Origin of the sequence: Flavobacterium lipolyticum (assembly GCF_020905335.1) — a bacterium.
Taxonomy (GTDB): domain Bacteria; phylum Bacteroidota; class Bacteroidia; order Flavobacteriales; family Flavobacteriaceae; genus Flavobacterium; species Flavobacterium lipolyticum.
This window is the reverse complement of the sequence record NZ_JAJJMN010000001.1, coordinates 2715344-2741523: the sequence shown is the minus strand read 5'-3', so window position 1 is coordinate 2741523 and position 26180 is coordinate 2715344. Positions and strand designations below refer to the sequence as shown.

Below are 26180 nucleotides of genomic sequence, written 5' to 3'. Positions count from 1 at the left end.
AACTTAGAAAGTTCTTTTCTTCACCAAAAAACCTGTTCGAATTAACAAACAGGTTAAGAAACTTATAAATAAGAGTTTAATATGTTATAAAAACCCCCTCATCTCCTTTAAGAATATAATCAAAAGAGAGTATTCTGCCGTCTATTAAATAGAAATATTCAACTGGTTTATTTTTACTTATTAAAATAAAAATTTTATCGGTATCTCTAGAAAAAAAAACTTTATCATGCTTATAGTCTTTATAGCCTACCACATAAAAATCTTCTGAATTTAAGAGCACTTTTTTATCTTCTTTTATCTTTTTCAAATGTTTACTAAGTATCTCTATTCGGTCATCTAAAGAATACTTTACATCAGAGTTTACTGTTTCAAAACAGATAAAATTATCTGCAATAAATCTCGTCGATCTCTCTTCAAAAAAAACAGATTTCACAAAATTAGTTACCATGTCAGTCTCATTTATTTTATTCTGACATGCAATAGTCGGTGTTTTTAATAGTAATACGACAACTAAAAACATACATTTATTAATTTTCATTTAGCAACCTCCTTTCTTTTTTGACGAAATTCTCTTTCTACAATATTACATTACTAAAAAACTATAAAAGTATAATCTTCGGAACCAGCTTTTTGGAACCCAAAAAAAGATACTATTTTATCTTTTTCGATTAAAAAATACTGAGGAGCACCATTCCTTAGATCAACTTTATAAATCTCCTTCCTTTTGTCTCCTGCTAGATTTTTGAATTTAATTTTATCAGTCTCAGGAAAAGAATTATAAGAAGAGATAAAAAAATTATTCTCCATTATATCTTTTTTTAATAAAAAGAAATTTCCCTTTTCTTCATTAGCCAGATTACGAAAGTCCATCACCATATATGCACCTTTTTTACATTGATCTGCATCAGAACATTTAATATATCTAGCAACTATTTCTTCTGGATCAATATCATTAATATATAATGCTTTATAAAAATCTCTTATCAGCTTTATTTCATTATTCTCTTGACCATATGAATCTACCGAATAACCAAGAATCAGAACTAGTACTAAACTTAGACATTTCATTTGTTATAATTTAAATTATCAATTACAATATCCTTTTCTCTGTGGAGCATTGCTTTTAGTTGTCGTTTTTGTCGTATTTAGAAAATTACCATTTCTAACATCATCGCCTAAATTCCCTGGAGATGTACCATTAAAAGTAAAACTGGAGGCCTTTGTTGAAGGAAGATTAATCCCTCCTAATTTACCAACAGCAATACCAAAATCAGTACAAGCATATCTATTTTGCATAATCTTTATCGCTACTTAAAAATATTAACTTTAAGTAATTGGAAAGTTCAGATATCAAGCCCATTTATTACTTACTTTCTTACAAACTATTACTGTAGTAGCACCCCATCCATCATAATTGCAGGGGTTACTGAAAAAAATAAAAACCACTTTTTTGTCTTTGGAATAGATTGGAGGTGAGACACTAAACCTAATAGCTTCATAAGGTGTCGATTCACTATATTTTATAAAAGGATATTTGAATTTAGTTAAATTCCAATTTACTTCTTCTCTCTTTTGATTGGCTAAATATTCAAAGTTCATTGATTTAATTAGCTTTTTTATTTTTACAGAATCTATCGGTGTATAAAAATACTCTTCAAAAGCTTTTTTAGTGAAGAATCTTTTTTGATCTTTAAATACCAGACTCTTTTCATAAAGAGCTACAGCTGTATCGTTATCCTTTACATATAACTGTTTTCTACCCTCTATTAAACTATTTGTTATTTGGTTTATTACCTCATAATCTTCGTTATCAACTTTGCTGCTTGTTTGACCAATAGCAACATTAACTAATAAAGAAAAAAACAAAAAAATGAAGTGCGCTCTCATATTTTTTAATTTACGTTTTTTACTTTCTCTTCTTTTTTATAAACTTTATCAAATAATATACACACCCTAATACAAACACTAATAAAACAGGGAAAAAATAGCTTACAAGATAAAATGTATTGGAAATACAAAAATTAAAATTGTACTCGAAGAAGTAAAGAAGAATTAACAATAATCCGGTAATTGCCAGAAATATTAAAAAATCACTTTTCATTTTCTTTGATAATCACATTATTAAAAAAAGCAATAAACATCGTAAAACAGCCAAACTCTGTATCTTGAAAACTAATATCTTCAACAACTGAATTAAGTATTTCTTTTGGAAATTTTTTGTATAAAAATTTATCCTCAACTACTGCTTCAATATCCATAACTAATTCATTTATAGTTCTTATTTCTATATTTTTTTCTTCTAAATTAGTTACTTCTGATTTGGAGAAATACAAGTCAATTATATTTCTTTGAACTTTAATTACATAATATGGTACTATAATGCTAATAAATAATGATATTGTATATAACTCACCATCTTCGATTACACTCACATTAAAAGTCATACATCTATCCCCTAAATCAAGCAAGGTGTGGTCATTTAATTTATTTAATGTGTAATCATGTTCAAACTCTGCAGCAATTCTCTTCCTAAAGACCTTACTCTCTTCATTATTAAAATCATTTATTATTTGAAGTAATCTCTTATACTCCTCGGAAATAAAATACATGTCTTTTTCTGTATAGGCACATATATTTCGCGGATAGAGTAAATAAATTAAATTTTTTAAAACCTTTTCAATCATACTAATCGATTTAAATAGTTAATTACAGTTTCCTGAAGTCCATGTATTTGTTTTATAATTAGTCGCGGGAAGTTTTTCAGTTGAATTAAAATTTACCCTACCTCCACTAACGTAAAGAGGATAATTGTGCACTAATCTCTCTCTAAAATATCGATCAAGTATCAAATCTGACACGTCTGTTCCTCCATATTTATCTATTACGTCCTGCATTGATTGTTGAAGTGCTCAAGCAGAAACATTTGCCGCAATTCCAGGTGTCATATCTGTATTACCCACCTGTATATTTGTTGGTGTACCAAAATATATTGCTTGCGGATAACTAAGAACATGCAATATTTCAATTCCTTTTGGACTCAATCCTATAACTCTAAAATTAATATTTTTGACCATCGCTACTTGCCAATTAGCCCCTTTTTTTGATGTAAAGTTAAAACTTTCACAACTAGGCGGAATAACTTTAGTCACCGTTGACTCTGTAGAACTACTACTTCCCCCACCTCCCGGAGACTTCACATACCCTTTCGGACTATTACCCTTTGATCCTGCATTTAAACTGCCTCCATAAGCTCCTCCTCCATACTCCTGCTTATTCTCGGATTTTTCTCTGCGGATGATTACTTCATCTAACTCAAAAGGATCAGATTTAGATGTCGATTTATTGAGGCGTTCTGATTCCTCCGGAGAGATTACTCTAAGTCCCGTTAGCCCTGCTGTCGTATTGGAGTTTTCAAATTTTGCCCCATTTACAAATCCTCTTTCTAAATCCCAGGCAATGATGTATCCATTAAAGTTAACTAAATCTCCTGAAGTTTTTATTTTTTCTAAAGATTCTGATAAAGGGAGTATTTCATATAGTGTGGCCGAAAAATCTTTTTTATTTTCTAAAGGGTATAAATAAAGTACTTTCTGACCTTTATAAGCATCACTAAGATTATTATCTCTAACAGGAACTACAATGGCCTCAGACCCATTTTCAAAAGTTTCCGTGATTGCATTATCCCAATTATAAACCTGACTTTTAAACGATGAATCAATTTTTGCCTTTGATTGATACTGTTCAAACCAAACCCTCGCTTGACTAACCTTAATAGATTGCTCTATTTTTTGTTCACTTCCTGCTTCTTCTGAAACACAACGACCTGTTAACACTGCAACTCCTAAAACCATTAAGAGGATTGCCATTTTTTTAATATTTTTCATACAAATATATTTTTATAAATATAAGAAAAACATCATGTTAGACAGTTTAAAAATATAGGTTTTATTTTACAAAAAAAACTATTCGAACTAACGAACAGCTTTTTTACTATTTTCCTATATTCAACTTCTTCTTTTCCTAAATTGGAGCGATCTAAGAAAATAAAGAATAGTACCAATAAGCAAAAAAAGAATAACAAAATAAAAATAACTTATAAGATAATAAGTATCATAGAGACAAATTGTATAGAAACACTCAGAAAAGTAGGAACAGATCAATAACAAAATACATAAAGCTAAAAAAATCAAATAGTTTCTAGTTATTCTTTTCATCGACGATTATTAAAAAAAACATTATACATTTTAAAATGACCTAAGTATATATCCTGAAAACTAATATCTTCAATAACAGTATGAATTAATGTTTCTGGAAATTCTTGATACAGTAGTTTGGTTTCAACAATTGATTTAATATCCAAAACCAAATCTTTCATTTTTCTCGGATCTAAATTTTCTTTCTCCAATTCTTCGATCCTAGATTTCGAAATTATCATTTGGTTCTTATGAATTAACGTCTCAATCACATAATAAGGAACCAAGATACTTAAGTGTAAAGTAATGGAGCACAATTCACCTCCTTCAACAATATTCAAAAAAAAGGTATAACAGCGATCTTCCCAATCCAGTCTCGAAAAATCTTCAAAACCCCTTAAAACTAAATCTTTATCAAACTCGATTCGAATACTATTTCGTAGTTTCTGATTTACTTCAGAATCAAAATATTCAATTAATACTTTCAATCTTTTATATTCTACAGTTTCTAAGTACAATTCCTTTTGAGTCCAGGGGCATATATTTTTAGGGTAATATAAATATGCTAAATTCATTAAATTTTTTCCAATCATAAATATCAATTATCGGCAATCAGTTGAAAATATGGCAGTCGTTTTGTGCTCAGTTGCTGGTAAAGCAGTAGTTGAGTTAAATTGTACCCTTGCTCCGTGTATTCTTAAAGGTATTTCTTTTTTCAATTGTAATTTATTATTAACTATACCACTTAGTTTATAAATTACCGTACTTTTTTATATAAAAAATGTACCAAATAAAGCAACAAAGAAAACAATAATACTGCTGTCGCTACTGGCCTGTAGCTAAACACATAATAGGTATCATGAATGTTGATATCCAAACAATATTTAGTCGGATAGGTATAACCATAGACCAAAAATCCTATACCAAAAATTAAAAAAATGCAAATAACGTATTTCATAATCTTGTATAATATTCATCTAAAAAGAATGCGTTGAAAAATGTAAATTCTCCAAAAGGTATAAATCCCCTACTAATTTCCGGAAGTCTATAACTTAATAATTCTAGCGGGAATTTTGTAATCCTATATTTTTCCATTAATGCAGTAATTTTATTAATTTCAATGGCGTAAACAATCTCTAAATCTTCATTTTTATTAGGTCTTTTGATCCATTTTACATTTTCTAAGTCAACTAATATATCCAGAACATAACATGTGAAATATAGAGACAAAACACTAATGTTTAAACAAATCGATGAAGGCGGTTTCCACTCATCTTAGTTAGCTGTAAGTTGAAAGCTCTATTTGGTTTATTACCTCATAATCTTCGTTATCAACTTTGCTGATTGTTTGACCAATAGCAACATTGGCGAATAAAGAGAAAAACAAAAAAATGAAGTATGCTCTCATATTTTCTAATTAGTATGTTTATATTGACAAGCTTTTTTTCCTCTAAGATTGAAACTATTATTCCCTAATTTTTATACTCCGAATGAATTCTGTCCAATATTCTTTCTTGGTCAGCTTGAGGAAGATTTTTAAAGGCCTTTGTTTCTGCTAAACCACCCCATGCCATATAGAGATAACTTTGTTTAATAAAACGAAAAAAAAAGTTTTTATACTCAATATTTAACCCATAAACTAGTAATAAACATAATCTCCAATCTCCTTAACCACAATCCATTTCCCTTTTTCCTTTTTCATAATAATAATGGAATTAGGTTCGATAAACTGTTTTTTAGTGCTAGTTTCAGATTTTGCAAATATTACATACTTTGAATTTTTATAAAAAATTGGTTCTGAAAATGAGAATACAGAAAGTTCTCTTTTTTTTGCTGTCATGTACTCATTATAAACATATGGTTTTGGAAAAGCATCTTCTCTTATAAACTTGATTTTAGTATTTCTAAAATCCTTTCTATTCCAAAGTTCAGTTTTAAGCCAAACTTTATCTGTGATCTTATTCCGATATCTTCGATTCATAATATCCCAATATTCTTCTTTATACAATGGAAATTTCAGACCAGTACTACCTTCAATCGTATTATTATCTACTCTCACAACAGAACTCCTTTTTAGAAAATCTATTGCAAAATTGTTATTAATCTTATTTTCAATGACAATAATTGTATCATTATCATTAAGTTTAGAACTTAAATAGGTATTTAAAGGAGATAAACTTTCCTTAACCGAAGAACAGCTCTGAATAAATATTATCACTATAATTAAACTAATAAAGTACTTTCTCATGATAAGGGTATTATTTTATGGCACATGGTTTTCCTTTGGGAGTTTGTCCGTTTATGGTTGAATTAACACTCTCTCCATTATATCTTCCAATAATTCTATTATATTCTAGACTTCCTTCTGGAAATTTTTGCTTAAATATTGGTGCTTCCTGTAAACCTCCCCAAGCTAAATCCCTATATATTTGATTAGGAACTTCCCCTTTAGAAACAGGTAGTCCTGTTTGAAATTCTTGCAATGCAGCTCCAATTGCATTTACATACGTGTTTGCCATCTCGTCATGATGGGCAGAATCTTTAGAACCAGGGTATTTTTTATCAACAAATTTTTGAAACAACATTGGAAAATCATTAAAAATTGCAGGATCATTTTTAACTGTATATTCGTCAACTAAACTAAAAAAGTAACAATGTATAATTTCATGTAATAAATTTGAAGCTCTAAATAATTGTGTGGCACTAGTATAATTTGAACTTACCTTAATATTATAATTATTTGGAACATTAGTCGTAGAAGCCGATGCAGGCCTTGTAATTACCGAACTTGACTCTATTTCAACAATAAACACTTTACTTGACCCTAATTTACTAAGTACAGCTGCTATATCAATATTTTTTACCTTCTTTAATCGTTCTAAAACATCTTTAGGACAAGCATCCAGTTTGTCTGCACTAATTTGCTCTTCTATCTTTTGAGCATTTGGAGAAGTTGTCGAGCCTGAACTTCCATTTCCACCACCGCCAGGAGCACTCACATAACCTCCCGTACTACCCTTCGATCCTGAATTTAGGCTGCCTCCATAAGCTCCTCCTCCATACTCCTGCTTATTTTCGGATTTTTCTCTGCGGATGATTACTTCATCTAACTCAAAAGGATCCGACTTAGCGGTCGATTTATTGAGGCGTTCTGATTCCTCCGGAGAGATTACTCTAAGTCCCGTTAGCGCTGCTGTCGTATTGGAGTTCTCAAATTTTGCCCCATTTACAAATCCTCTTTCTAAATCCCAGGCAATGATATATCCATTAAAATTAACTAAATCCGCTGAACTTTTTATTTTTTCTAAAGATTCTGATAAAGGGAGTATTTCATATAGTGTGGCCGAAAAATCTTTTTTATTTTCTAAAGGGTATAAATACAATACTTTCTGACCTTTATAAGCATCACTAAGATTATTATCTCTAACAGGAACTACAATTGCCTCAGACCCATTTTCAAAAGTTTCCCTGATTGCACTATTCCAATTATAAACCTGACTTTTAAACGACGAATCAATTTTTACTTTTGATTGATACTGTTCAAACCAAACCCTCGCTTGACTAACCTTAATAGATTGCTCTATTTTTTGTTCGCTTCCTGCTTCTTCTGAAACACAACGACCTGTTAACACAGCAACTCCTAAAACCATTAAGAGGATTGCTATTTTTTTAATATTTTTCATACAAATACATTTTTATAAATATAAGAAAAACATTATAATAAATAATTTAAATTATAGGTTTTGTTTTACAAAATAAAAAAAACCTGTTCGTTAAGCCGAACAGGTTTTTTCTACATTATTAAATCTTATTATAGAAACTTATGAAGCGATTTCCATACGTTTCAATAGATTTTTATTCAAAGTATGTTTTGCATAATCTTTATCGATACTTAAAACTTTATCGTCTGAACTTGGCAATTCGTACATGGCATCGGTTAAGATTGCTTCGCATAACGAACGCAATCCACGTGCTCCTAATTTGTACTCTAATGCTTTGTCTACAATAAAATCTAATGCCTCATCTGTAATGGTGAATTCAACTTCATCCATTAAGAATAATTTTTGGTATTGTTTTACCAAAGCATTTTTAGGCTGTGTCAAAATTGCACGCAGGGTTTCTTTGTCTAAAGGATCCATGTGCGTTAAAACCGGTAAACGTCCAATAATTTCAGGAATCAAACCGAAATCTTTAATATCTTTTGGAATAATGTATTGCAATAAATTGTCTTTATCGATATTGTCTACATTTTTAGAAGTCGAATATCCAACAGCCTGACGGTTCAAACGTTTAGAAATGATACGCTCAACGCCATCAAAAGCACCTCCTGCAATAAACAGGATGTTTTGCGTATTTACTTCCACAAATTTCTGGTCCGGGTGTTTACGTCCTCCTTTTGGCGGCACGTTTACGACGGTTCCTTCAAGCAGTTTCAATAAAGCCTGTTGTACTCCTTCACCGGAAACGTCACGGGTAATAGACGGATTATCACTCTTACGGGCAATTTTATCAATCTCGTCAATAAAAACGATTCCTCTTTCGGCTTTGGTTACATCATAATCGGCAGCTTGCAGCAAACGTGTTAAAATACTTTCAACATCTTCTCCTACATAACCTGCCTCGGTAAGTACGGTCGCATCAACGATAGCCAAAGGAACGTCTAACATTTTAGCAATTGTTTTTGCTACCAGTGTTTTTCCTGTTCCGGTTTGTCCCACCATAATGATGTTACTTTTTTCAATCTCAACTTCATCGTCTAATTGCTGTTGCATTAAACGTTTGTAGTGATTGTAAACGGCAACCGACATTACTTTTTTCGTCTGATCCTGGCCAATAACATATTGATCTAAGAAAGCTCTGATTTCTTTTGGTTTCTTTAAAATTAAATCCCCAACTAGTTTTGCGCTTCCACTTGATTTTAATTCTTCTAATACAATTCCATGTGCCTGCTCGATACACTTATCACAGATATGTGCATTGATACCTGCAATCAATAAATTAGTTTCTGGCTTTTTTCTTCCACAAAACGAACATTCTAATACTACTTTTGCCATTCTTTATTTAAGTTACTAAGCTGCAAAGATACTAAGTTTTAAAGTTTTTCAACTAAAACTTTAAAACTTAACTCTTTACAGTTTAAGAGCCTGTTTAAATTTTAAACAGGCTCTAATATTTTTATTTTTTTTATTTAAAATTTTAAATCACAAAGAACACTTAGAATCTTAGCGTCTTAGCAACTTAGAAGCTTTAAAAAAAATTAGCTTCTTCTTAATACTTCATCAATCATTCCGTATTCTTTTGCTTCATCTGCAATCATCCAGTAATCACGCTCACTGTCTTTGTGTACTTTATCAAAAGTTTGTCCTGAATGTTGAGAAATAATATGATACAATTCATCTTTCAATTTCAACATTTCACGTAAGTTGATTTCCATATCTGTTGCAACTCCCTGAGCTCCTCCAGATGGCTGGTGAATCATTACTCTTGAATGTGGTAAAGCCGAACGTTTTCCCGCTGCTCCTGCACATAATAGTACTGCTCCCATAGAGGCTGCCATACCGGTACAAATTGTCGCTACATCCGGTTTGATATATTGCATGGTATCATAAATTCCTAATCCTGCATAAACACTTCCTCCAGGAGAATTCAGATAAATCTGAATGTCTTTTGAAGCATCAGCACTTTCTAAAAATAATAACTGTGCCTGAACAATGTTCGCGATCTGGTCGTCGATACCTGTTCCTAAAAAGATAATTCTGTCCATCATTAATCTGGAAAAAACATCTAATTGAGAAATATTCAACTGACGTTCTTCAATAATATATGGAGTCATATTGGTTGGGTTCATTGCCGCTATAATTTTGTCATAGTACATGGCATTTACTCCCTGGTGCTTTGTAGCAAATTTTTTGAATTCTTTACCGTAGTTCATATTTTTTCTTAGTTTAAAGTTTGAAAGTCTAAAGTCTGAAAGCGACTTAAAACAAAAGACAAACTTCATACCTTTTTAGAAAGGATGTCAATTTGTCTTATTTTATAATTTATTTCACGTTTCAAGTTCTAACATTACGTAAAAAAAATTGAAACCTGAAACCTGAAACAAAAAATAAGCGTCAATAGAAAAAACTTCCATTGACGCTCAAATATAACTATTTTTTATTAGTTCATGTTTGTAATAAATTCATAAAGTTTGAAAGACTTTACAACTTTTGACTTTATGACATTACAGACTAAAAAATTATTCTCCGTATGAAGCGGCAATAAATTCTTCGTAAGTTACTTCTTTTGTAGTTGGATTTGCTTTTTCTTTAAAGATTTCCAATAACTTCTCAGCTACTACCTGCTCAGAAAGTCTTTTCACTTCTTCCTGGTTTGATAAAACTCTTGCTACAATTGTCTGAACTTCTTCGTCAGAAGGATTTAACTGTCCAAATTGAGCCATTTGTTGTTTGATTGCATTTGTTGTAAAAGCTTTCAAATCTTCAAAATTAATCTGGATATTACTTTGTGCTAAAGCTTTTCCTTCGATTAATTGAAAACGTAATCCTTTTTCAGATCTTGCATATTCAATTTCAGCTTCTTCTGCAGAAAGTTTTTTCTCTCCAACAGTTTGCAACCATTTTTTAAGGAATTCAGCCGGTAAATCAAATTTTGTACTTTCGATCAAGAAGTCCTGAACGTCTAACAATAATTTTTGATCTGCTTGCTGCGCGAATTGAGCTTCAGCATCTTCTTTAATTTTAGATTTCAAATCTTCTAAAGAAGCTACTTTTCCTTCACCAAAAAGTTTATCGAATAACTCCTGGTTCAATTCAGCCAATTCAGCTCCGTTGATAGCCTCGATAGTAAAGTTTACTTCGATATCTAAACCGTGAACATTATCATGACCTACTTTTAGGTAGTCCATTAATTGGTGATCGTCTTCAAATAAACCTTTTGTGCTTACTGTTACAACATCACCCACTTTTTTACCGATGAATTTATCTCCGGCAGCTTTGTTGAAAGTAGCTACAGCGATTGTAGTTGTATTGTTGATTCCGTTTTCTTCGTTAGAGAAAGTTCCTGTCAAATCAGAATCAGCTACTACCACTTCTTGTGGAATTGCTTTTCCAAATTGTTTTTGGATACGCTCTACCTGACCGTCGATTAATTTATCATCAGCAGTCACGATGTATTTTACGATATTGTTTTTAGCTTCTAAATCAATTTCGAAGTTTGGCACTAAACCAATTTCGTACTCGAATGTTAATTCTTCAGCATCCCAGTCAAAGTTTTCGTTTACTTTAGCTAGCGGAGTTCCTAAAAGATTTAATCTTTCAGATTGAACAAAACGCTCTAAAGCCAAATCAACTACTTTTTTAACTTCTTCCTGCTTAATTGCTTTTCCGTATTGTTTTTCAACCAGGTCTTTAGGAACCTGTCCTTTTCTGAAACCTTTTACAGTAGCCAACGGCATTTTTTCGTTTATTCTTTTTGCTACCTGACCTTTATAATCCATGTGAACAACTGTCATTACAATAGTTTCATTCACAGCGTCTATTGCTACTCTTTTAATATCCATTTTCTTCTTTGATTTACATAATAAAATTGGGTCGCAAAATTATAAAATTTTTGCAACCCAACCAAGTTTTTAATCTATTGTATTTGAATACGTTTTAATCGCGCTTTCTCTATTTGTTTTATTTGTCGTCTCCTATAATCTTATAGGTGATCGATTGAAGGATAGACAAGATAACACTAAAAAACAAGGCTGTCCAGAACGAATCGACGGCAAAGCCTCCAACAATATTTGTACAGAACAAAATAATAATTGCATTAATTACTAACAGAAATAAACCTAAAGTAATAAGTGTAACCGGTAAAGTCAAAACTACTAATATTGGTTTTATAAAAATATTTAACAACCCTAAAACTACCGCAACAATTACCGCGGTGGTAAAACTGGCAACATGAACACCAGGTAAAAAGTGGGCAATTAACAAAACTAAACCTGCCGTAACAAGAAGTCTGAGTAGTAAATTCATAATGGTATGGTTTTAAAAATTTATTTAAAAGTACTAAAATTTAATAATATAAACCTTTGCTCAAAATTGCATTGATTGCTTTTTTTTCGTGCTCCAGTAATTTCTTTTTTTCACTATCGGAAATATCATGTGTTACTCCGACATATTCAATCTGATCAAATCCTAAAATTTCATCAAAAATAAGTTTCACTCTTTCAACATGATAATCAGACGTAATGACCACAACCGAATTTAAGTTGTGATTGAGCACTATCTTTTTTGATACAACCGCATCTTCGACGGTATTGGCAGACAAGGCACACTCCAGAAAATTTTCAGCACTAAGTCCTTTCTCTTTTAAATATTTCACAGCATAATCGGCATGTGGAAGCGGCGCTGTATTAAAGTGCTCTCCAAAACCTCCTGTACAAATAATGCAATTGTCCTTTGATTCAAAAATATCTAAACAATACTTTAACCTGTCCAGAGCTACCTGCCCCAAATCTCCTGTTTCTGAATTTGGAGATCCCAAAACTATTAAAACTTTCATCTTTTAAACTAAATAGAACTAGTCCTTTTAAATCAAAACTTACTCTTTTAAAAATCCTGCTGTCAGTTCAAAAAACATTTTTGGATTTTCGGCGTGAAGCCAGTGTCCTGCATTGGGAATGGTTTCGAATTTCGCTTTAGGAAAATGTTCGCGTATTGCTTCAAAATCTGCATCTAAAATATAGCCGGAATCCCCTCCTCTTATAAACAAGGTCTCTTTATCGAAAACTAAATCATCGGCCAGCGCTTTTCCGATAGCATCCAGATTATCATTAAAAACTGCCAGATTGAATCTGAAAGCCAGCTGTCCAGGTTCCTTCCAATATAAATTCTTTAATAAAAATTGTCGTGTACCAAAATCGGGAACGTATTGCGCAACAATTGCTTCAACATCATTTCGACTTGGTTTTACCGAAAAATCAACGGCATTTAATCCTGCCAAAATATCCTGATGGTGCTGTTTGTAAAATCGAGGGCCAATATCGGCTACAATTAATTTATCGACTATTTCAGGATGTGTAGTAGCGAAAAGCATGGCCACTTTCCCTCCCATTGAATGTCCTAACAGCTCTATTTTATTTAAATGATTGGCCTGACAATATTCAAACACGTCTTGTACCATCGCCTCATACGACCATTCGTCTGAATGAAAACTACGGCCGTGATTTCTCAAATCCAGAAGATGAACCTGAAACCCCGCGTCGACATATTGACCTGCAAGTGTTTTCCAGTTGTCTGACATTCCTAAAAATCCGTGCATGATCACGAAAGGTTTTCCTTCTCCTTCTATTTTCGAATATAACATTTGTATTGGGTTTTAAAAACTATCCGCAAAGGTAAAAAAAGTTATGCACCAATTCTTAAACTAATTAACCTCAACAAAGCTCCTTTATTTAAAAAAACTTAGCGCCTTTACGGCTTTCCGTAAAGAAAGCACAGATACAAACCGTAACTTGCGCCTTTAAAAATCAAAATAAAATTTTATTTAATTTAAACCTCAACCATGATTAAAAAATTATTTTTAGTATCCTTAGTTGCTTCTCAACTTATGGTTTCCTGTTCTAGTGACGACAGTAAAGAAGAAACTCCAACAGAACAAACTCGTGATGAACAAATTGCAGCTATTCTAAAACAACCTTATTCTAAATTAACTCCTGCTGATCAAAAAATAAAATTAGAGGCAGAAGCTAATGAAATGTTCGTTCAATTAGACAAATCTAAAAGTTCTGGTGCTATTGAAGCAACACAAAACTTAAACAGATTATTAGAGATCAGTGAAGTTGACGTTACTAACGGAAAAAACAGCAATAAAATAGAAGACATTTTAAACGTTTCCGGAGTTTACGGTATTTACACTTGGGACAATACCGCAAAAACCTGGGTAAAAACAGCTTCTACAACAGAACTGAAATTCGTTTTCCCGGCTAAAAAAACACAAACAACAAACAATGCAATTCTTTCTGTAAAAGCTGTTGCTTCTGATGTAAAAGTAAAAAGTATCGACACTTACGGAAAATGGACTTATGATGCTGTAAAACAACAATATATCCAAAGCCCATCTGTGTATGATTATTTCTTTTTACCAACATCTACAGATGCTATCTTGACCATCGACAATACAACAGCGGCGACTTTTACCCAAACTGCCAAATATTCTTCAAAAAACCAATCTCCTGATGAGTTTTCTTATAAAATGGTTTTAAATGATGGTTATACTTGGGAAATGAATGGTAAAAAAGGAACTGAAAACACTTCAAAAGCCCTTTTTACCTACAACGGAAAAACTTTACTTGACTTCAGTGCAGGAAGCTCTGCTAATATTGATGCTCTTATCAATGATGATAAACTTGTTCAATACAGAGGCAAAGCAAACGGACTGATTAAACTAATGGACAATTTTATTATCGTTGCTGAAACTGATTTAGCTACTGAAGCTGCTGATGACGCGGCATTAGAGAAAAGTATATCATACCCTGCTTACCCAGACTCATACAACGCTAAAGCTAACTATAAAGAATATTACACTGCAGTAAATGCATATAACAAAAAATATTCTGAAGGCACAGCTACTATTTTCAACAAAAACATAAAATTAGTCTTAGTTTCTAAGAAAGACGGAACTAAAATTGCAGATATTGTTCTGCGTTCCGAAAAATCAGACTATGATTACACTACCACTTTACCTGTTTGGGATACCAAAAACTCTTACTGGTCACACAATGGTACGGGAGAATCATTTACAAGAGCTTACTATGAAGAAGAATATTATTTAAAATTCAATGATAATACTGAAGTTTCTTTCAGCACTTACTTCTCTGTAGGATTCGAAAAACTTGATGCCAAGTTTCAAGATTTCATCAAAGCTTTTGAGAGAAAATAAACCTCTTAAAATATAAACTTAAAGCCGTTTTGAAACTATTTTCAAAACGGCTTTATTTTTTCCGCGGTCTTTACAACAACGGTACTTTGACCATAGCCTGCCCAGATTCCTATTCCGCCTTTAATATTTGATTTTAAACTTGTGTTTGCCGGATAAATAGGATTTCTGCTGTTTACGATTTCGTTTTGCCAGCTGTTCCAAAAATCTAAAGCTTCTTTATTTTGAGTTCTTAATTTTACCAGTATTAAATCTCCATCTGCAAAATAAGGGGTGAACTTAGTTTTAGGAAAAAGTAAAATGCCTCTGTTAATTTGAACGGATACAGCGGCTGTAGTAAAATTTTTATCGTCTAAATTGCCATAAAACGCAGGAACAAAAACAGGCTCCTGTCCTTCTATTCTGGTTGCAATCTGATAATAGTTTTTTTCGTTTACCGGATCATCAAATTTCACAAAAACATAACCGGTCGTATCGGTGTCAGCCTTCTTTATGTACGCTGCACTTTTTATGGCTACCGATCTTGGAATTTTGGTTGTCGCTTCCACCACGCGGTTTAAATACTCTATTTTCAAAAAATATTCTTTCCCTGCTTCTCCTTTGAGAACCGAACCATAATACACAAACGGAGGCACTCTGTTTTTATCATTCTTAACCCTTAAAACCTCTGAGGTCATACCATCTGAAATTGTAATTTTTGCAGAACGTATAACATGATTTAACACATTAGTCGAATCTATTGTATTGGTAACCGGAATACTGCTCGATAGCAAAACCTGAGCGTAATCGCCTTCTTCAATCCAGCCTTCTACTACAATTTTAGATTCTGTCCCTAGCTGACCAAAATCATCTTTGGAACAGCTTGTCACTATCAGAACAGCAATCAGCAATAAATATTTTTTCATCTTTTTTTTAAAATTTAAACCTCCAGCTTACGGAAGGCAATATGCGATACAAAACCTTTTCTTCCTGTTTTACAATTACACTGTTTTTGTCCTTATTCTCTTTTACACTCAATACTACATAAACCGGATTCTTGATATTGAACGTGTTGTAAATCGAGAAATTCAGTGCACTTTCTTTTTTATTCGTTTTCACAAAGAAATAATTCACCGAAAGATCGGTTCGGATATAATTAGGCATTTGTGCATTGTTATAACCTGAATACTCTTTAACCGGATTATTATTGATGAAATACCAGGATGTTGGCATAGTGAAGCGATTCCCGGAACCAAACAGTTGTGTAACTCCGAAATTCCATTTGGTATTCAGATCGTACATCCCAACAATCGACAGATTATGACGTCTGTCGTACTTGGCAAAATACGTTTTTCCATTATTAAGCTCCTCAAAATTACGATCTGACCAGCTTAGTGTATAACTCAGCCAACCTGTAAACTTTCCATTGCTCTTACGAAGCATCACTTCTAATCCGTATGCTTTTCCTTTTCCTGTCAACAAGTCGTTTTTGAATGTGGTAACCTCATTAAACTGTGTGATTCCGTACGGATATTCAAGCAGATTTTTCATCGAACGATAAAAACCTCCCAAAGAAGTACTGAAATTTTTCGAAATATTCTGATTAGAACCAATCGAAAACTCGTCTGACGATTGCGGTTTTATGCCGTCTGAACTGGCAATCCAAAAATCAGTAGGAATTCCAACACTTGAAGTAGTTATCAGACTTAGGTATTGATATTGTCTGTTATAAGATCCATAAAAAGAATATTTTTCGTTTAACAGATAATTCAATAAAACTCTGGGCTGAAAATGCAAATAAGAATCACGGGATCCTGAAGTATAATAATTAACCCTAACACCTAATTCGGCGCTTAAACGATCTGTAAATCTTGGCTTTACAGTCGTAAAAACAGCCGCCTCATTGGCATTAATTGTGCTATTTTGAAAAGTATTGCTAGCATCTGTCAAATTCTCGACATTCACTTTTTGAGGCTGCAAATTATGATGTACGTATTGTATTCCCGATTCTACAGGAACATTTTTTATCTGATATTTAAGAGCATTATTAAATCCAAAATCTTTTACATACGACGAAACTCCAAATTCAATTGTTGCCTGTTCCATATTCAGTTCATTAGAATATTGACTAAAATATAACGCATTTGACATGCTTACATTTGGAGAAATTGCAGTAACCAAAGTTGGAGAAATGGTGACGTTGCTCCACTTTAAGCTAGTATTCAAAGCTAGATTTCCGTCCTCGATCTTCAACTCATCACCACTAACAAAAGCATCAACAGAAAGCAGATTATTTTTAGAAAGCTGAGAAATAAAAGTCAAATTTCCATCTGAGAAGCCATATTTCATATTCTGAACATCATTGCTTTTTGAACCGGAACGCAATAATGGCGCAACAATTTCATCAATATATGTTTTCCTTCCTGAAATGTACAAACCTGAGTTTTTACCAACAGGAGCGGTCAATGTAAGCTGCGAAGCTAAAATTCCAACATTTCCCTGGATCCCTAATTCTGAAGGTATTTTTTTATTCGGTATCAAGAGTGTAGTTGAACTCAAACGTCCTCCATATTTTGCATTCGAACTTGATTTATCAAACTCGACACCTTTAATATGATCGGTATTATAAAAAGGGAAAATCCCCAGCAAGTGCGACATTCCATATACAGGAGTTCCATCGTACAAAATGGCATTGTGTCCCGGATCTCCACCTCTAACATACAAATATCCGTTTGCATCTCCTGAATTTTGCACTCCTGGTGTCAGCTGCAAAAGTTTTATAATATCAGTAGTTCCTAAAACGGTCGGAACTGAAGACAATTCTTTTAAATTAAAGGCTAATTTCCCCCCTGACAAAGACGTTATCGGACTCTTCTTATCATTGTTTACTATAACTTCTTTCAGATGAGAAACATCTTTGTCCGGCACTATCAAAAGCACCGTATCTTTTTCGAGGTTAAGATTAATGATTTTCGTAAGATAACCCAATTGGTTGATTGCTATTTCTACATGTCCCGGCGGCAGCTGTTGCGAGAAATTACCAATAGAGTCAGACAACGTATAATATTGTTGGATCGCTGTTTTTAGAGAAATACTTGCTCCAACAAGATTCTCGTGTTCAGAAGATTTTAGATTTCCACTTATACTGACTTTAGATTGTGCAAATACATTGGAAAAACAGAATAAAAAAAGGAGGACAATTGGTTTTGGCACTTGATTTTAATAAGAAAAGTGCGAAAATAAGCAATTATAAAGTGTTTTCTAAGAGTAATTATGGTTTTATTTTTATACGCTTAACTTTCAGAATCTAACTGAAATCGCTGAATATCATTCTCTATCAACGCTTTTAATTCCTCTTCTTTTGGCATGTATAGTAAATACTGGCTTGCAAAAACACTTTTCTTATCTGCTAAAACAGAATATTTCACTATCGTTTCATCTTTTTCCGAACACAATAGAATTCCAATCGTAGGCTGATCTGATTCGCTCTTCTTTAAATCATCATACATTCGGACATACATATCAATCTGACCAATATCCTGATGAGATAGTAATCCGGTTTTTAAATCTATAATTACAAAACATTTTAAAATGTAATTATAAAAAACCAAATCAATATAAAAATCAGACGTATCCGTAACAATATGCTGTTGTCTCCCTACAAATGCAAACCCTTTTCCAAACTCCAATAAAAATTGCTGTAAATGATCTATTATAGATGTTTCTAAGCTTCGCTCAGAATTTTTAGCTTCAGATGACAATCCTAAGAATTCAAAAATATAAGGGTCTTTTATTAAATTTTGAATAGTATCTGATTCTGCTTTGATACTTTTGTGCTCCACAACACGTTCAAATGCTAATGAATTTATTTGCCTTTGAAGCGTCCTGCTGTTCCAGTTGTTCTGAATACTTTCGTTCAGATAATAATTTATTTTTTCCTCCGAAACCAATCGCGACAGTAGTCTATAATGTGTCCAACTCAATTCGTGACGCAATGCGTCACGAATTGGAAAAACTTTGTAAAAAGCGCGCATATTTCTCAGATTACTATCATCAAACCCTTTTCCAAACTCAAGTGTAAGCTGATTAGCAAGATTCATTAAAGTAGCTTTACCATAATCAGCGCGATCTTTCCCTCTTTGTTCGTCTTCAACAATTACTCTCCCAATTTCCCAATAGGTTTCCAACAAAATAGAATTTGCCATTCTAAAGACTCGTTTACGAGACTGGAGAATAATTTCTTTTACTTCTGAAAACAACGGGGTCTGATTCGTGATCATTATCCAAATATTTAAGTCATCTAAACCTTAAAACTTACTTCAATTTATTCAGATACATGTTTACTACGTTATCCAAGCCCAGATAAAGAGCTTCTGAAATCAAAGCATGACCAATAGACACTTCTAACAATCCCGGGATATTTTGTTTGAAGAACTGAATATTATCCAAACTTAAATCGTGACCTGCATTAATCCCTAAATCCAATTCATTAGCCAGTTTTGCCGCTTCAACATAAGGATCAATTCCGTTTTTATTCCCTAAACCGTATTGATGTGCAAAAGCTTCCGTGTACAACTCAATACGATCTGTTCCTGTTTTTTTTGCTCCTTCTATAACTTCCAGCACCGGATCGACAAAAATTGAAGTTCTGATTCCGTTTCGTTGAAATTCCTGAATAACTTCCGTCAGATACGATTGATTGGCTACAGTATCCCAACCTGCAGAAGAGGTAATCGCTCCAATTGCATCAGGAACCAGAGTCACCTGTGTTGGCTTACATTCTAAAACCAAATCGATAAAGTTATGCTGAGGATTTCCTTCAATATTATATTCGGTATATACAATTGCTTTTAAATCGCGGGCATCCTGATAGCGAATATGACGCTCGTCCGGACGCGGATGAATTGTGATTCCCTGGCTTCCGAAATTCTGAATATCTGTCGCAACTTTTAATAAATCAGGAACATTTCCGCCGCGTGCATTTCGCAACGTTGCAATTTTATTGATATTTACACTTAACTTTGTCATATAAATAGATAATTAATTCTGGTAACACTATATTTGTTACGACAAAAATACAAAGTAAAACGTAGCGTTTTTTGCTATTTTTTGATTATTTTGCATGAAATATCTTCAATAGATTTATGACAGAAATTACAAACTATATCACCAATGATTTCAGAGCGATTGATAGTCAGGAAACGATAGCATCGGTTCAGGACTTTTTTGCTGATTTGAGTTTTTCGCATTTTCCGGTTTTGGAAAACGGAATTTTTATTGGAAGTATCGCCGCCGATGATGTCGAAACTTTTGATACAGACAAAAAAGCCATTGACTACAAATATACCCTGGAACGTTTTTTTGCCCGAAAATCTATGATTTGGCTTGACGTACTGGAAGTATTTGCTAAAAATCATACCAATACAATTCCCGTTCTTGACGAAAACAACACCTATATTGGTTATTATGAAATGGAGGATATCATGAAGTTTTTTCAGGAAACTCCTTTTTTAAAAGAACAAGGCGGAATTATAATCGTTCAAAAAGGACTTTTGGATTACTCTATGGGGCAGGTTACTCAGATCATAGAAAGCAATAATGGTAAAATCCTGGGCTGTTTTGTCTCTGAAGCTGACTTAGAAAATGTTCAGATCACCGTAAAAATTGGTGTAGGCCCCATGAATGAAATCATCCAGACTTTTAGACGATACAATTACGAAATCATATCCGAACATCAGGAAGACGCTTATATCAACAGCTTAAAAGAACGTTCTGATTACCTGGACAAATACCTTAACATATAAATTATTAATGTGTCAATAAGCAAATTAGTTGATTAGATAATCTTCGCATTGACAAATTATCTGATTAACACATTGACAAATTATCTAATTAACGAATGAAAGTAGCCATTTACGGGCAGTATTACCAAAACAGTACAGGCCCCATTATTAAAGACATTTTTATTTTTTTCAATTCCAATAATGTCGAAATGGTAATTGAAGAAGACTTTCTGAAAATGCTTTACGAAAAAGAACTCGTTAAAAAGGAATACAAGACCTTTTCTTCTTCTACTTCGTTAGACGATAGTTATGAAATGCTCATTAGTATTGGTGGTGACGGAACTATTTTAAGAGCCGCAACTCTGGTTCGCAACTCCGGAATTCCAATATTGGGTATTAACGCCGGAAGATTAGGGTTTCTGGCAACAGTTCCCAGAGAAAGTATTGATAATTTTTTACAATACATCATCGACAAAAATTACACCATCTCCGAAAGAACTTTATTAAGCTTAACCTGTGATCCTAAAAATGACGCCATCGAAGACGATTTAAACTTTGCAATGAACGAAGTCACTGTTAGCCGAAAAGACACCACGTCTATGATTACAGTTGAAACGTATCTAAACAATGAATATTTAAATTCATACTGGGCAGATGGCCTAATCATTTCAACGCCAACTGGCTCAACAGGGTATTCCTTAAGCTGCGGCGGTCCTATTCTGACCCCAAATGTTGAAAGCTTAGTGATCACTCCTATTGCGCCACACAATTTAAACGCAAGGCCATTAGTTATCCCGGACAATACCGAAATCAAACTTCGCGTTACCGGAAGAGAAGACCAGTATTTAGTTTCTTTAGATTCCCGAATCACCTCTGTAAAAAATGATTCTGTTCTAAAAATTAAAAAAACCGATTTCAAAATAAAAATGGTGGAAATACCGGGCGAAACTTTCCTGAAAACACTGAGAAAAAAACTGCTCTGGGGAGAAGACAAGAGAAATTAAGCGGTTTTCTGAATTACCACTATACGATAATACTACATTTTCCCGTTCTGCATATAGCGAATCATCACCAAATAGCTCAAAATCATATTGTAAATTGAAAAAAAAGCACATTTAGCTAAACAAACTTTGATTCGAATCGATAATTATTATATTTGCACGCAATTTTGAATTAAATGAAGAAAATTTTTAATTTATTGTTATGTTTTTTCCCCTTTATCACACTAAATGCTCAAATTAATGAGATTGGTGTTTTTTTAGGTGGAATTAACTTTGTAGGAGATGTAGGCAAAACTACCTATGTTGCACCGGAAAAACTGGCTTTTGGTGTATTGTACAAATGGAATAAAAGTCCGCGTCACTCCTATCGTTTCTCGTATACACAATCAACCGTTACCGGAAACGATTTCGATTCATCTGAAACAGGAAGAAACAGAAGAGGCTATAGCTTTAAAAATAATGTAAAAGAACTTTCGGCTGGTCTGGAATTCAATTTTTTCGACTTTAATCTGCATGATTATCACAGAAAAGTAACTCCGTATATTTTCTCTGGACTTAACTTTTTTATGTACGACAAATTGTATCGCTTTACATCAAGTCCAACCGTAACACAATCCATAAGTTCAAGTTCGTTTGCCATACCTATTATATTAGGTATAAAATCAAACATAACACCAAGTATTGTTCTGGGAGCTGAAGTTGGAGCACGATATACTTTTACAGATGCTATGGACTCCAGCAATCCAAATACAAAAAACACAAACATATTACAGTTTGGAAATTTAAATAATAATGATTGGTATGTCTTCTCTGGTATTACTTTAACGTATACCTTTGGAGAAAAACCTTGCTATTGCGCAGAATAATAAAAATGAATTTACTAGAATCAATAGATAAAACAAATTTACCTCAACATCTGGCCATTATTATGGACGGGAATGGCCGTTGGGCAAAACAACAAGGTTTTTTAAGAGCATTTGGTCACGAAAACGGAACAAAATCTGTAAAAAACACCATAAAAACATGTGCTAAACTTGGTATTGAATACCTGACGCTATATGCTTTTTCGACAGAAAACTGGAATCGTCCGAAACTGGAAGTCGAAGCACTTATGAAAATTTTGATCAATTCCTTAAAAAAAGAACTTGGAACCCTACAGGAAAACAACATCAAACTTAATGCTATAGGGAACCTTGAAAAATTACCAAAATCAGCTCAAAAAGAGTTGTTGGATGTAATAGAAAAGACCAAAAATAACACCCGTTTGACCTTAACTTTAGCATTAAGTTACGGATCAAGAGAAGAATTGGTACAAGCCGTTAGAATCATCAGTGATAAAGTTAAAAATAATATAATTTCAATAGACTCTATTGACGATTCAATTATAAATGAGCATCTTTACACGCAAAATTTACCTGACGTAGATTTATTAATAAGAACAAGTGGAGAGCATAGAATAAGTAATTTTTTGCTATGGCAAATCGCCTATGCAGAACTATATTTTACTAATGTCTTATGGCCAGACTTTAAAGACCAAGATTTATATGAGGCTATTATTAGTTATCAAAAAAGAGAACGTAGATTTGGAAAAACCAGTGAACAAATTAAATAATTTTTTAGTGTTGCAAAAAAGAATACAAATAGTCTTTACCCTACTTCTTTTGGGTAGTTTTTCACAAATTAAAGCGCAGGAAAGAGTTCCTTTTGATCAGGGGAAAAAATATATTCTTGCCAAAGTTTCTGTTGTTGGTAAAATAAGCTTTAACGAACAAACAGTTGTTACATTTTCAGGTCTTCAAAAAGGACAGGAAATTGCCGTTCCGGGTGAAGAAATTAGTGGTGCTATTAAAAAATTAGGCAAACTTGGCCTTTTTGACGAAATCTCTTTTTATGTTAACAAAATCGACAACGACAGTATCTATTTGGATCTGAACATTGTCGAACTCCCTAAATTAAACGAAGTTAAATTCGTTGGGATCAAAAAAAATAAAATCGAAGGCTTAATTAAGGACAATAATCTGACCAAAAACAAAATTGTCAACGAAAACTTAATCACGACAACTAAAAATTATATTGAAAATAAATATAAAAAAGAAGGGTTCTACAACACTAAAGTTACTATTACCAATACTCCTGATAGTACTGCAGGTAATCATGTAAACATGCTTGTACGGGTAGATAAAGGAGATAAGGTCAAGATTAGCAGTATCGATTTCATCGGAAACAAACAGCTTAGCGGAAATCAGTTGCGAGCTGCTATGAAAGATACCAAACAAAAGAACATACTCCGTATCTTAAAATCTTCTAAATTCATCCCTGAAAAATACAAAACTGACTTAGAAAAAGTCGTTGCCGCTTATAAAGAAAAGGGATATCGTGATGCCCGTATTATTTCTGATTCTGTTAAATACGAAAAGAAGAAAAATATGCTGGCCATCAAAATTAATGTGGAAGAAGGAAACAAATACTACTTCGGAAATATTAAATTCTTAGGAAATACAGTCTATTCAGATCAATTATTAAACCGTTATTTAGGAATCAAAAAAGGTGAAACTTACAACGGTGTTTTACTGGAAAAACGTATTGCCGACAAGACAAAACCTGATGCTGAAGACATCACAAACTTATACCAAAACAACGGTTATTTATTCTCTAACATTAATGCTGTAGAGGTAAAAACAGTAAACGACACCATCGATTTTGAGATCAGAGTTACAGAAGGTCCGATCGCATACTTCAACAAAATATCGGTTGTAGGAAATGATAAAACAAACGACCACGTTATTTATCGTGAATTAAGAACTAAACCGGGAGAAAAATACAGTAAAGAACAGTTAGTTCGAACAATTCGTGAAATTGGACAATTAGGATTCTTTGATCCTGAAGCCATTGATCCAAAATTCAAAAATGTTGATGCTGCAGCAGGAACTGTTGACATTGAATACCATGTTGTAGAAAAAGGATCCAGCCAGGTAGAACTTCAGGGAGGTTACGGTGGTGGAGGTTTCATTGGAACCCTTGGATTATCATTTAACAACTTCTCAGCAAGAAACCTGTTTAATAAAGAATCTTACAAACCATTACCAATGGGTGACGGTCAAAAAGTAGCACTTCGTTTACAGGGAAGTACTTATTTCCAAACCTATAGTGTGTCATTTTCAGAACCATGGTTTGGAGGAAAGAAACCGGTACAATTTAGTTCTTCTATTTCATACAGTAAGCAATTCCTAAACAATTTCGCTACCAGAAATGTTGACAAAAGCAAAAGTTTCAACATCTTGACCTTGCAGGTTGGTTTAGCTAAAAGACTTACTGTGCCGGACGATTACTTCGTATTATCACAGTCTGTAAGTTACCAACATTATGATTTGAACAATTATAACACAGGATTGTTTACCTTTGGTAACGGAGCATCAAGAAACTTAGCGTATACTATTGGACTTTCAAGAAGCAATAAAGGGGTTAACCCAATATTTCCAACCTATGGTTCAGACTTTAGTATTTCTGCAAAAGTAACTCCTCCCTATTCATTGTTTAACGGAATTAATTACGGTGATCTAAAAAATCAAAAAGAATATAAAACACAATACACAGGAGATCCAAGATCTGGTGCAGATGGCAAGCCGATGAATACCGGAGATTATACCAAAACGGAAATCATAAACGGACAAGCAGGAGTTGTAAGTGTTGGTTCTGATTACGCAAGTGCAGATGTTGACCAGGGGAAAGTGGATCAAAAAAGATACAATTGGCTGGAATATTATAAAATTAAATTCAAAGGAGAGTGGTTTACCAAACTTTATGGTAAATTAGTAATGCGAACTTTAACAGAGTTTGGATTCCTTGGAGCATACAACCAGGAAAGAGGAGTGGTACCATTTGAGCGTTTCTATTTAGGTGGAGACGGAATGGCAAACTACTCGATGGATGGTAGAGAAACGGTACAGTTGAGAGGTTATGAAAACAACTCTTTAACTCCGGTAAATGCAAATGGAGAACAGATTGGAGCCACAATCTATAACAAATTCTCTATGGAGTTACGTTATCCGATTACATTAAAAGCTTCTGCATCGATTTATGCATTGGCGTTTTTAGAAGCTGGTTCATCATACCCAACTTTTAAAGCTTATAACCCATTTGATTTGAACCGTTCTGCGGGTGTTGGTCTACGTGTATTCATGCCGGCATTTGGATTATTGGGTATTGACTGGGGTTACGGTTTCGATCCTCAACCAGGAGAAACTAAGGCACATGGTAAAGAGATTCACTTTATCATCGGGCAACAATTCTAAAAA

General features: G+C 33.2%; 26 protein-coding genes. 6 read left to right on the top strand and 20 right to left on the bottom strand.

Annotated features, from left to right (window positions below; all coding sequences use genetic code 11):
- Nucleotides 1-76: 76 nt before the first annotated feature.
- From LNQ34_RS11945 to LNQ34_RS11870, 16 genes are all read right to left on the bottom strand, one after another.
- A complete protein-coding gene (locus LNQ34_RS11945) occupies nt 77-538 on the bottom strand; it encodes a hypothetical protein (protein WP_017497739.1) in 462 nt (153 codons plus the stop codon).
- A 53-nt stretch (nt 539-591) separates the two neighbouring features.
- Entirely contained in the window at nt 592-1068 is a 477-nt protein-coding gene (locus LNQ34_RS11940; protein WP_202701185.1) for a hypothetical protein, read from the bottom strand.
- Between the two features lie 18 nt (nt 1069-1086).
- Nucleotides 1087-1296: a hypothetical protein gene (locus LNQ34_RS11935; protein ID WP_202701183.1), complete on the bottom strand. Its 210-nt coding sequence runs from the start codon at nt 1294-1296 to the stop codon at nt 1087-1089.
- Between the two features lie 54 nt (nt 1297-1350).
- On the bottom strand, nt 1351-1887 hold the full coding sequence (locus LNQ34_RS11930) for a hypothetical protein (RefSeq protein ID WP_202701181.1): 537 nt from the start codon (nt 1885-1887) through the stop codon (nt 1351-1353).
- 203 nt (nt 1888-2090) lie between these two features.
- A complete protein-coding gene (locus LNQ34_RS11925) occupies nt 2091-2684 on the bottom strand; it encodes a hypothetical protein (protein ID WP_229999880.1) in 594 nt (197 codons plus the stop codon).
- A gap of 18 nt (nt 2685-2702) precedes the next feature.
- Nucleotides 2703-2894 (bottom strand): hypothetical protein, encoded by a 192-nt coding sequence (locus LNQ34_RS11920; protein ID WP_229999879.1) that lies wholly within the window; start codon nt 2892-2894, stop codon nt 2703-2705.
- Between the two features lie 15 nt (nt 2895-2909).
- Nucleotides 2910-3884 carry a hypothetical protein gene (locus tag LNQ34_RS11915; RefSeq protein ID WP_229999877.1) on the bottom strand — a complete coding sequence of 325 codons (975 nt, stop codon included), beginning with the start codon at nt 3882-3884 and terminating at the stop codon, nt 2910-2912.
- Nucleotides 3885-4210: 326 nt separating this feature from the next.
- On the bottom strand, nt 4211-4768 hold the full coding sequence (locus LNQ34_RS11910) for a hypothetical protein (protein WP_229999876.1): 558 nt from the start codon (nt 4766-4768) through the stop codon (nt 4211-4213).
- A 1064-nt stretch (nt 4769-5832) separates the two neighbouring features.
- A complete protein-coding gene (locus LNQ34_RS11905) occupies nt 5833-6441 on the bottom strand; it encodes a hypothetical protein (RefSeq protein WP_229999874.1) in 609 nt (202 codons plus the stop codon).
- 10 nt (nt 6442-6451) lie between these two features.
- Complete coding sequence (locus LNQ34_RS11900) at nt 6452-7876, bottom strand: hypothetical protein (protein ID WP_229999873.1); 1425 nt, start codon at nt 7874-7876, stop codon at nt 6452-6454.
- A gap of 138 nt (nt 7877-8014) precedes the next feature.
- Nucleotides 8015-9247: an ATP-dependent Clp protease ATP-binding subunit ClpX gene (gene clpX, locus LNQ34_RS11895; RefSeq protein WP_202702068.1), complete on the bottom strand. Its 1233-nt coding sequence runs from the start codon at nt 9245-9247 to the stop codon at nt 8015-8017.
- A 203-nt stretch (nt 9248-9450) separates the two neighbouring features.
- On the bottom strand, nt 9451-10125 hold the full coding sequence (gene clpP / locus LNQ34_RS11890; protein ID WP_017497934.1) for an ATP-dependent Clp endopeptidase proteolytic subunit ClpP: 675 nt from the start codon (nt 10123-10125) through the stop codon (nt 9451-9453).
- Between the two features lie 306 nt (nt 10126-10431).
- A complete protein-coding gene (locus LNQ34_RS11885; protein WP_229999871.1) occupies nt 10432-11754 on the bottom strand; it encodes a trigger factor in 1323 nt (440 codons plus the stop codon).
- 118 nt (nt 11755-11872) lie between these two features.
- The gene (locus LNQ34_RS11880) at nt 11873-12217 is read right to left on the bottom strand and encodes a phage holin family protein (protein ID WP_202702070.1); all 345 of its coding nucleotides are present in this window, start codon (nt 12215-12217) and stop codon (nt 11873-11875) included.
- Nucleotides 12218-12257: 40 nt separating this feature from the next.
- Nucleotides 12258-12746: a YdcF family protein gene (locus tag LNQ34_RS11875; protein WP_229999869.1), complete on the bottom strand. Its 489-nt coding sequence runs from the start codon at nt 12744-12746 to the stop codon at nt 12258-12260.
- Between the two features lie 39 nt (nt 12747-12785).
- On the bottom strand, nt 12786-13550 hold the full coding sequence (locus tag LNQ34_RS11870) for an alpha/beta fold hydrolase (RefSeq protein WP_229999868.1): 765 nt from the start codon (nt 13548-13550) through the stop codon (nt 12786-12788).
- A 198-nt stretch (nt 13551-13748) separates the two neighbouring features.
- On the opposite strand from LNQ34_RS11870, the gene LNQ34_RS11865 reads away from it, so the two are divergent.
- Complete coding sequence (locus tag LNQ34_RS11865; protein ID WP_229999866.1) at nt 13749-15125, top strand: hypothetical protein; 1377 nt, start codon at nt 13749-13751, stop codon at nt 15123-15125.
- Nucleotides 15126-15166: 41 nt separating this feature from the next.
- Here the strand turns inward: LNQ34_RS11865 and LNQ34_RS11860 are convergent, their stop codons facing one another.
- The 4 genes from LNQ34_RS11860 to LNQ34_RS11845 form a co-directional block, all read right to left on the bottom strand.
- A complete protein-coding gene (locus LNQ34_RS11860) occupies nt 15167-16027 on the bottom strand; it encodes a DUF4249 domain-containing protein (RefSeq protein WP_229999865.1) in 861 nt (286 codons plus the stop codon).
- A gap of 7 nt (nt 16028-16034) precedes the next feature.
- Nucleotides 16035-18314, bottom strand: coding sequence for a TonB-dependent receptor (locus LNQ34_RS11855; RefSeq protein WP_229999863.1), 2280 nt, complete (start codon nt 18312-18314; stop codon nt 16035-16037).
- A gap of 80 nt (nt 18315-18394) precedes the next feature.
- Entirely contained in the window at nt 18395-19381 is a 987-nt protein-coding gene (locus tag LNQ34_RS11850; protein WP_255664329.1) for a PDDEXK nuclease domain-containing protein, read from the bottom strand.
- Between the two features lie 34 nt (nt 19382-19415).
- Nucleotides 19416-20129 (bottom strand): pyridoxine 5'-phosphate synthase, encoded by a 714-nt coding sequence (locus tag LNQ34_RS11845; protein ID WP_017497925.1) that lies wholly within the window; start codon nt 20127-20129, stop codon nt 19416-19418.
- 116 nt (nt 20130-20245) lie between these two features.
- Between LNQ34_RS11845 and LNQ34_RS11840 the strand changes: the two genes are divergently transcribed.
- From LNQ34_RS11840 to LNQ34_RS11820, 5 genes are all read left to right on the top strand, one after another.
- The gene (locus LNQ34_RS11840; protein WP_229999860.1) at nt 20246-20905 is read left to right on the top strand and encodes a CBS domain-containing protein; all 660 of its coding nucleotides are present in this window, start codon (nt 20246-20248) and stop codon (nt 20903-20905) included.
- Between the two features lie 95 nt (nt 20906-21000).
- Nucleotides 21001-21888, top strand: a complete 888-nt coding sequence (locus LNQ34_RS11835; RefSeq protein WP_229999853.1) for an NAD kinase — start codon at nt 21001-21003, stop codon at nt 21886-21888.
- A gap of 173 nt (nt 21889-22061) precedes the next feature.
- Nucleotides 22062-22751 carry a type IX secretion system protein PorG gene (porG, locus tag LNQ34_RS11830; protein WP_229999852.1) on the top strand — a complete coding sequence of 230 codons (690 nt, stop codon included), beginning with the start codon at nt 22062-22064 and terminating at the stop codon, nt 22749-22751.
- A 5-nt stretch (nt 22752-22756) separates the two neighbouring features.
- Entirely contained in the window at nt 22757-23497 is a 741-nt protein-coding gene (uppS, locus tag LNQ34_RS11825; RefSeq protein WP_070905629.1) for an undecaprenyl pyrophosphate synthase, read from the top strand.
- Nucleotides 23430-26177 (top strand): BamA/OMP85 family outer membrane protein, encoded by a 2748-nt coding sequence (locus LNQ34_RS11820; protein WP_229999850.1) that lies wholly within the window; start codon nt 23430-23432, stop codon nt 26175-26177. The genes uppS and LNQ34_RS11820 overlap by 68 nt, the downstream gene beginning before the upstream one ends.
- Nucleotides 26178-26180 lie beyond the last annotated feature (3 nt).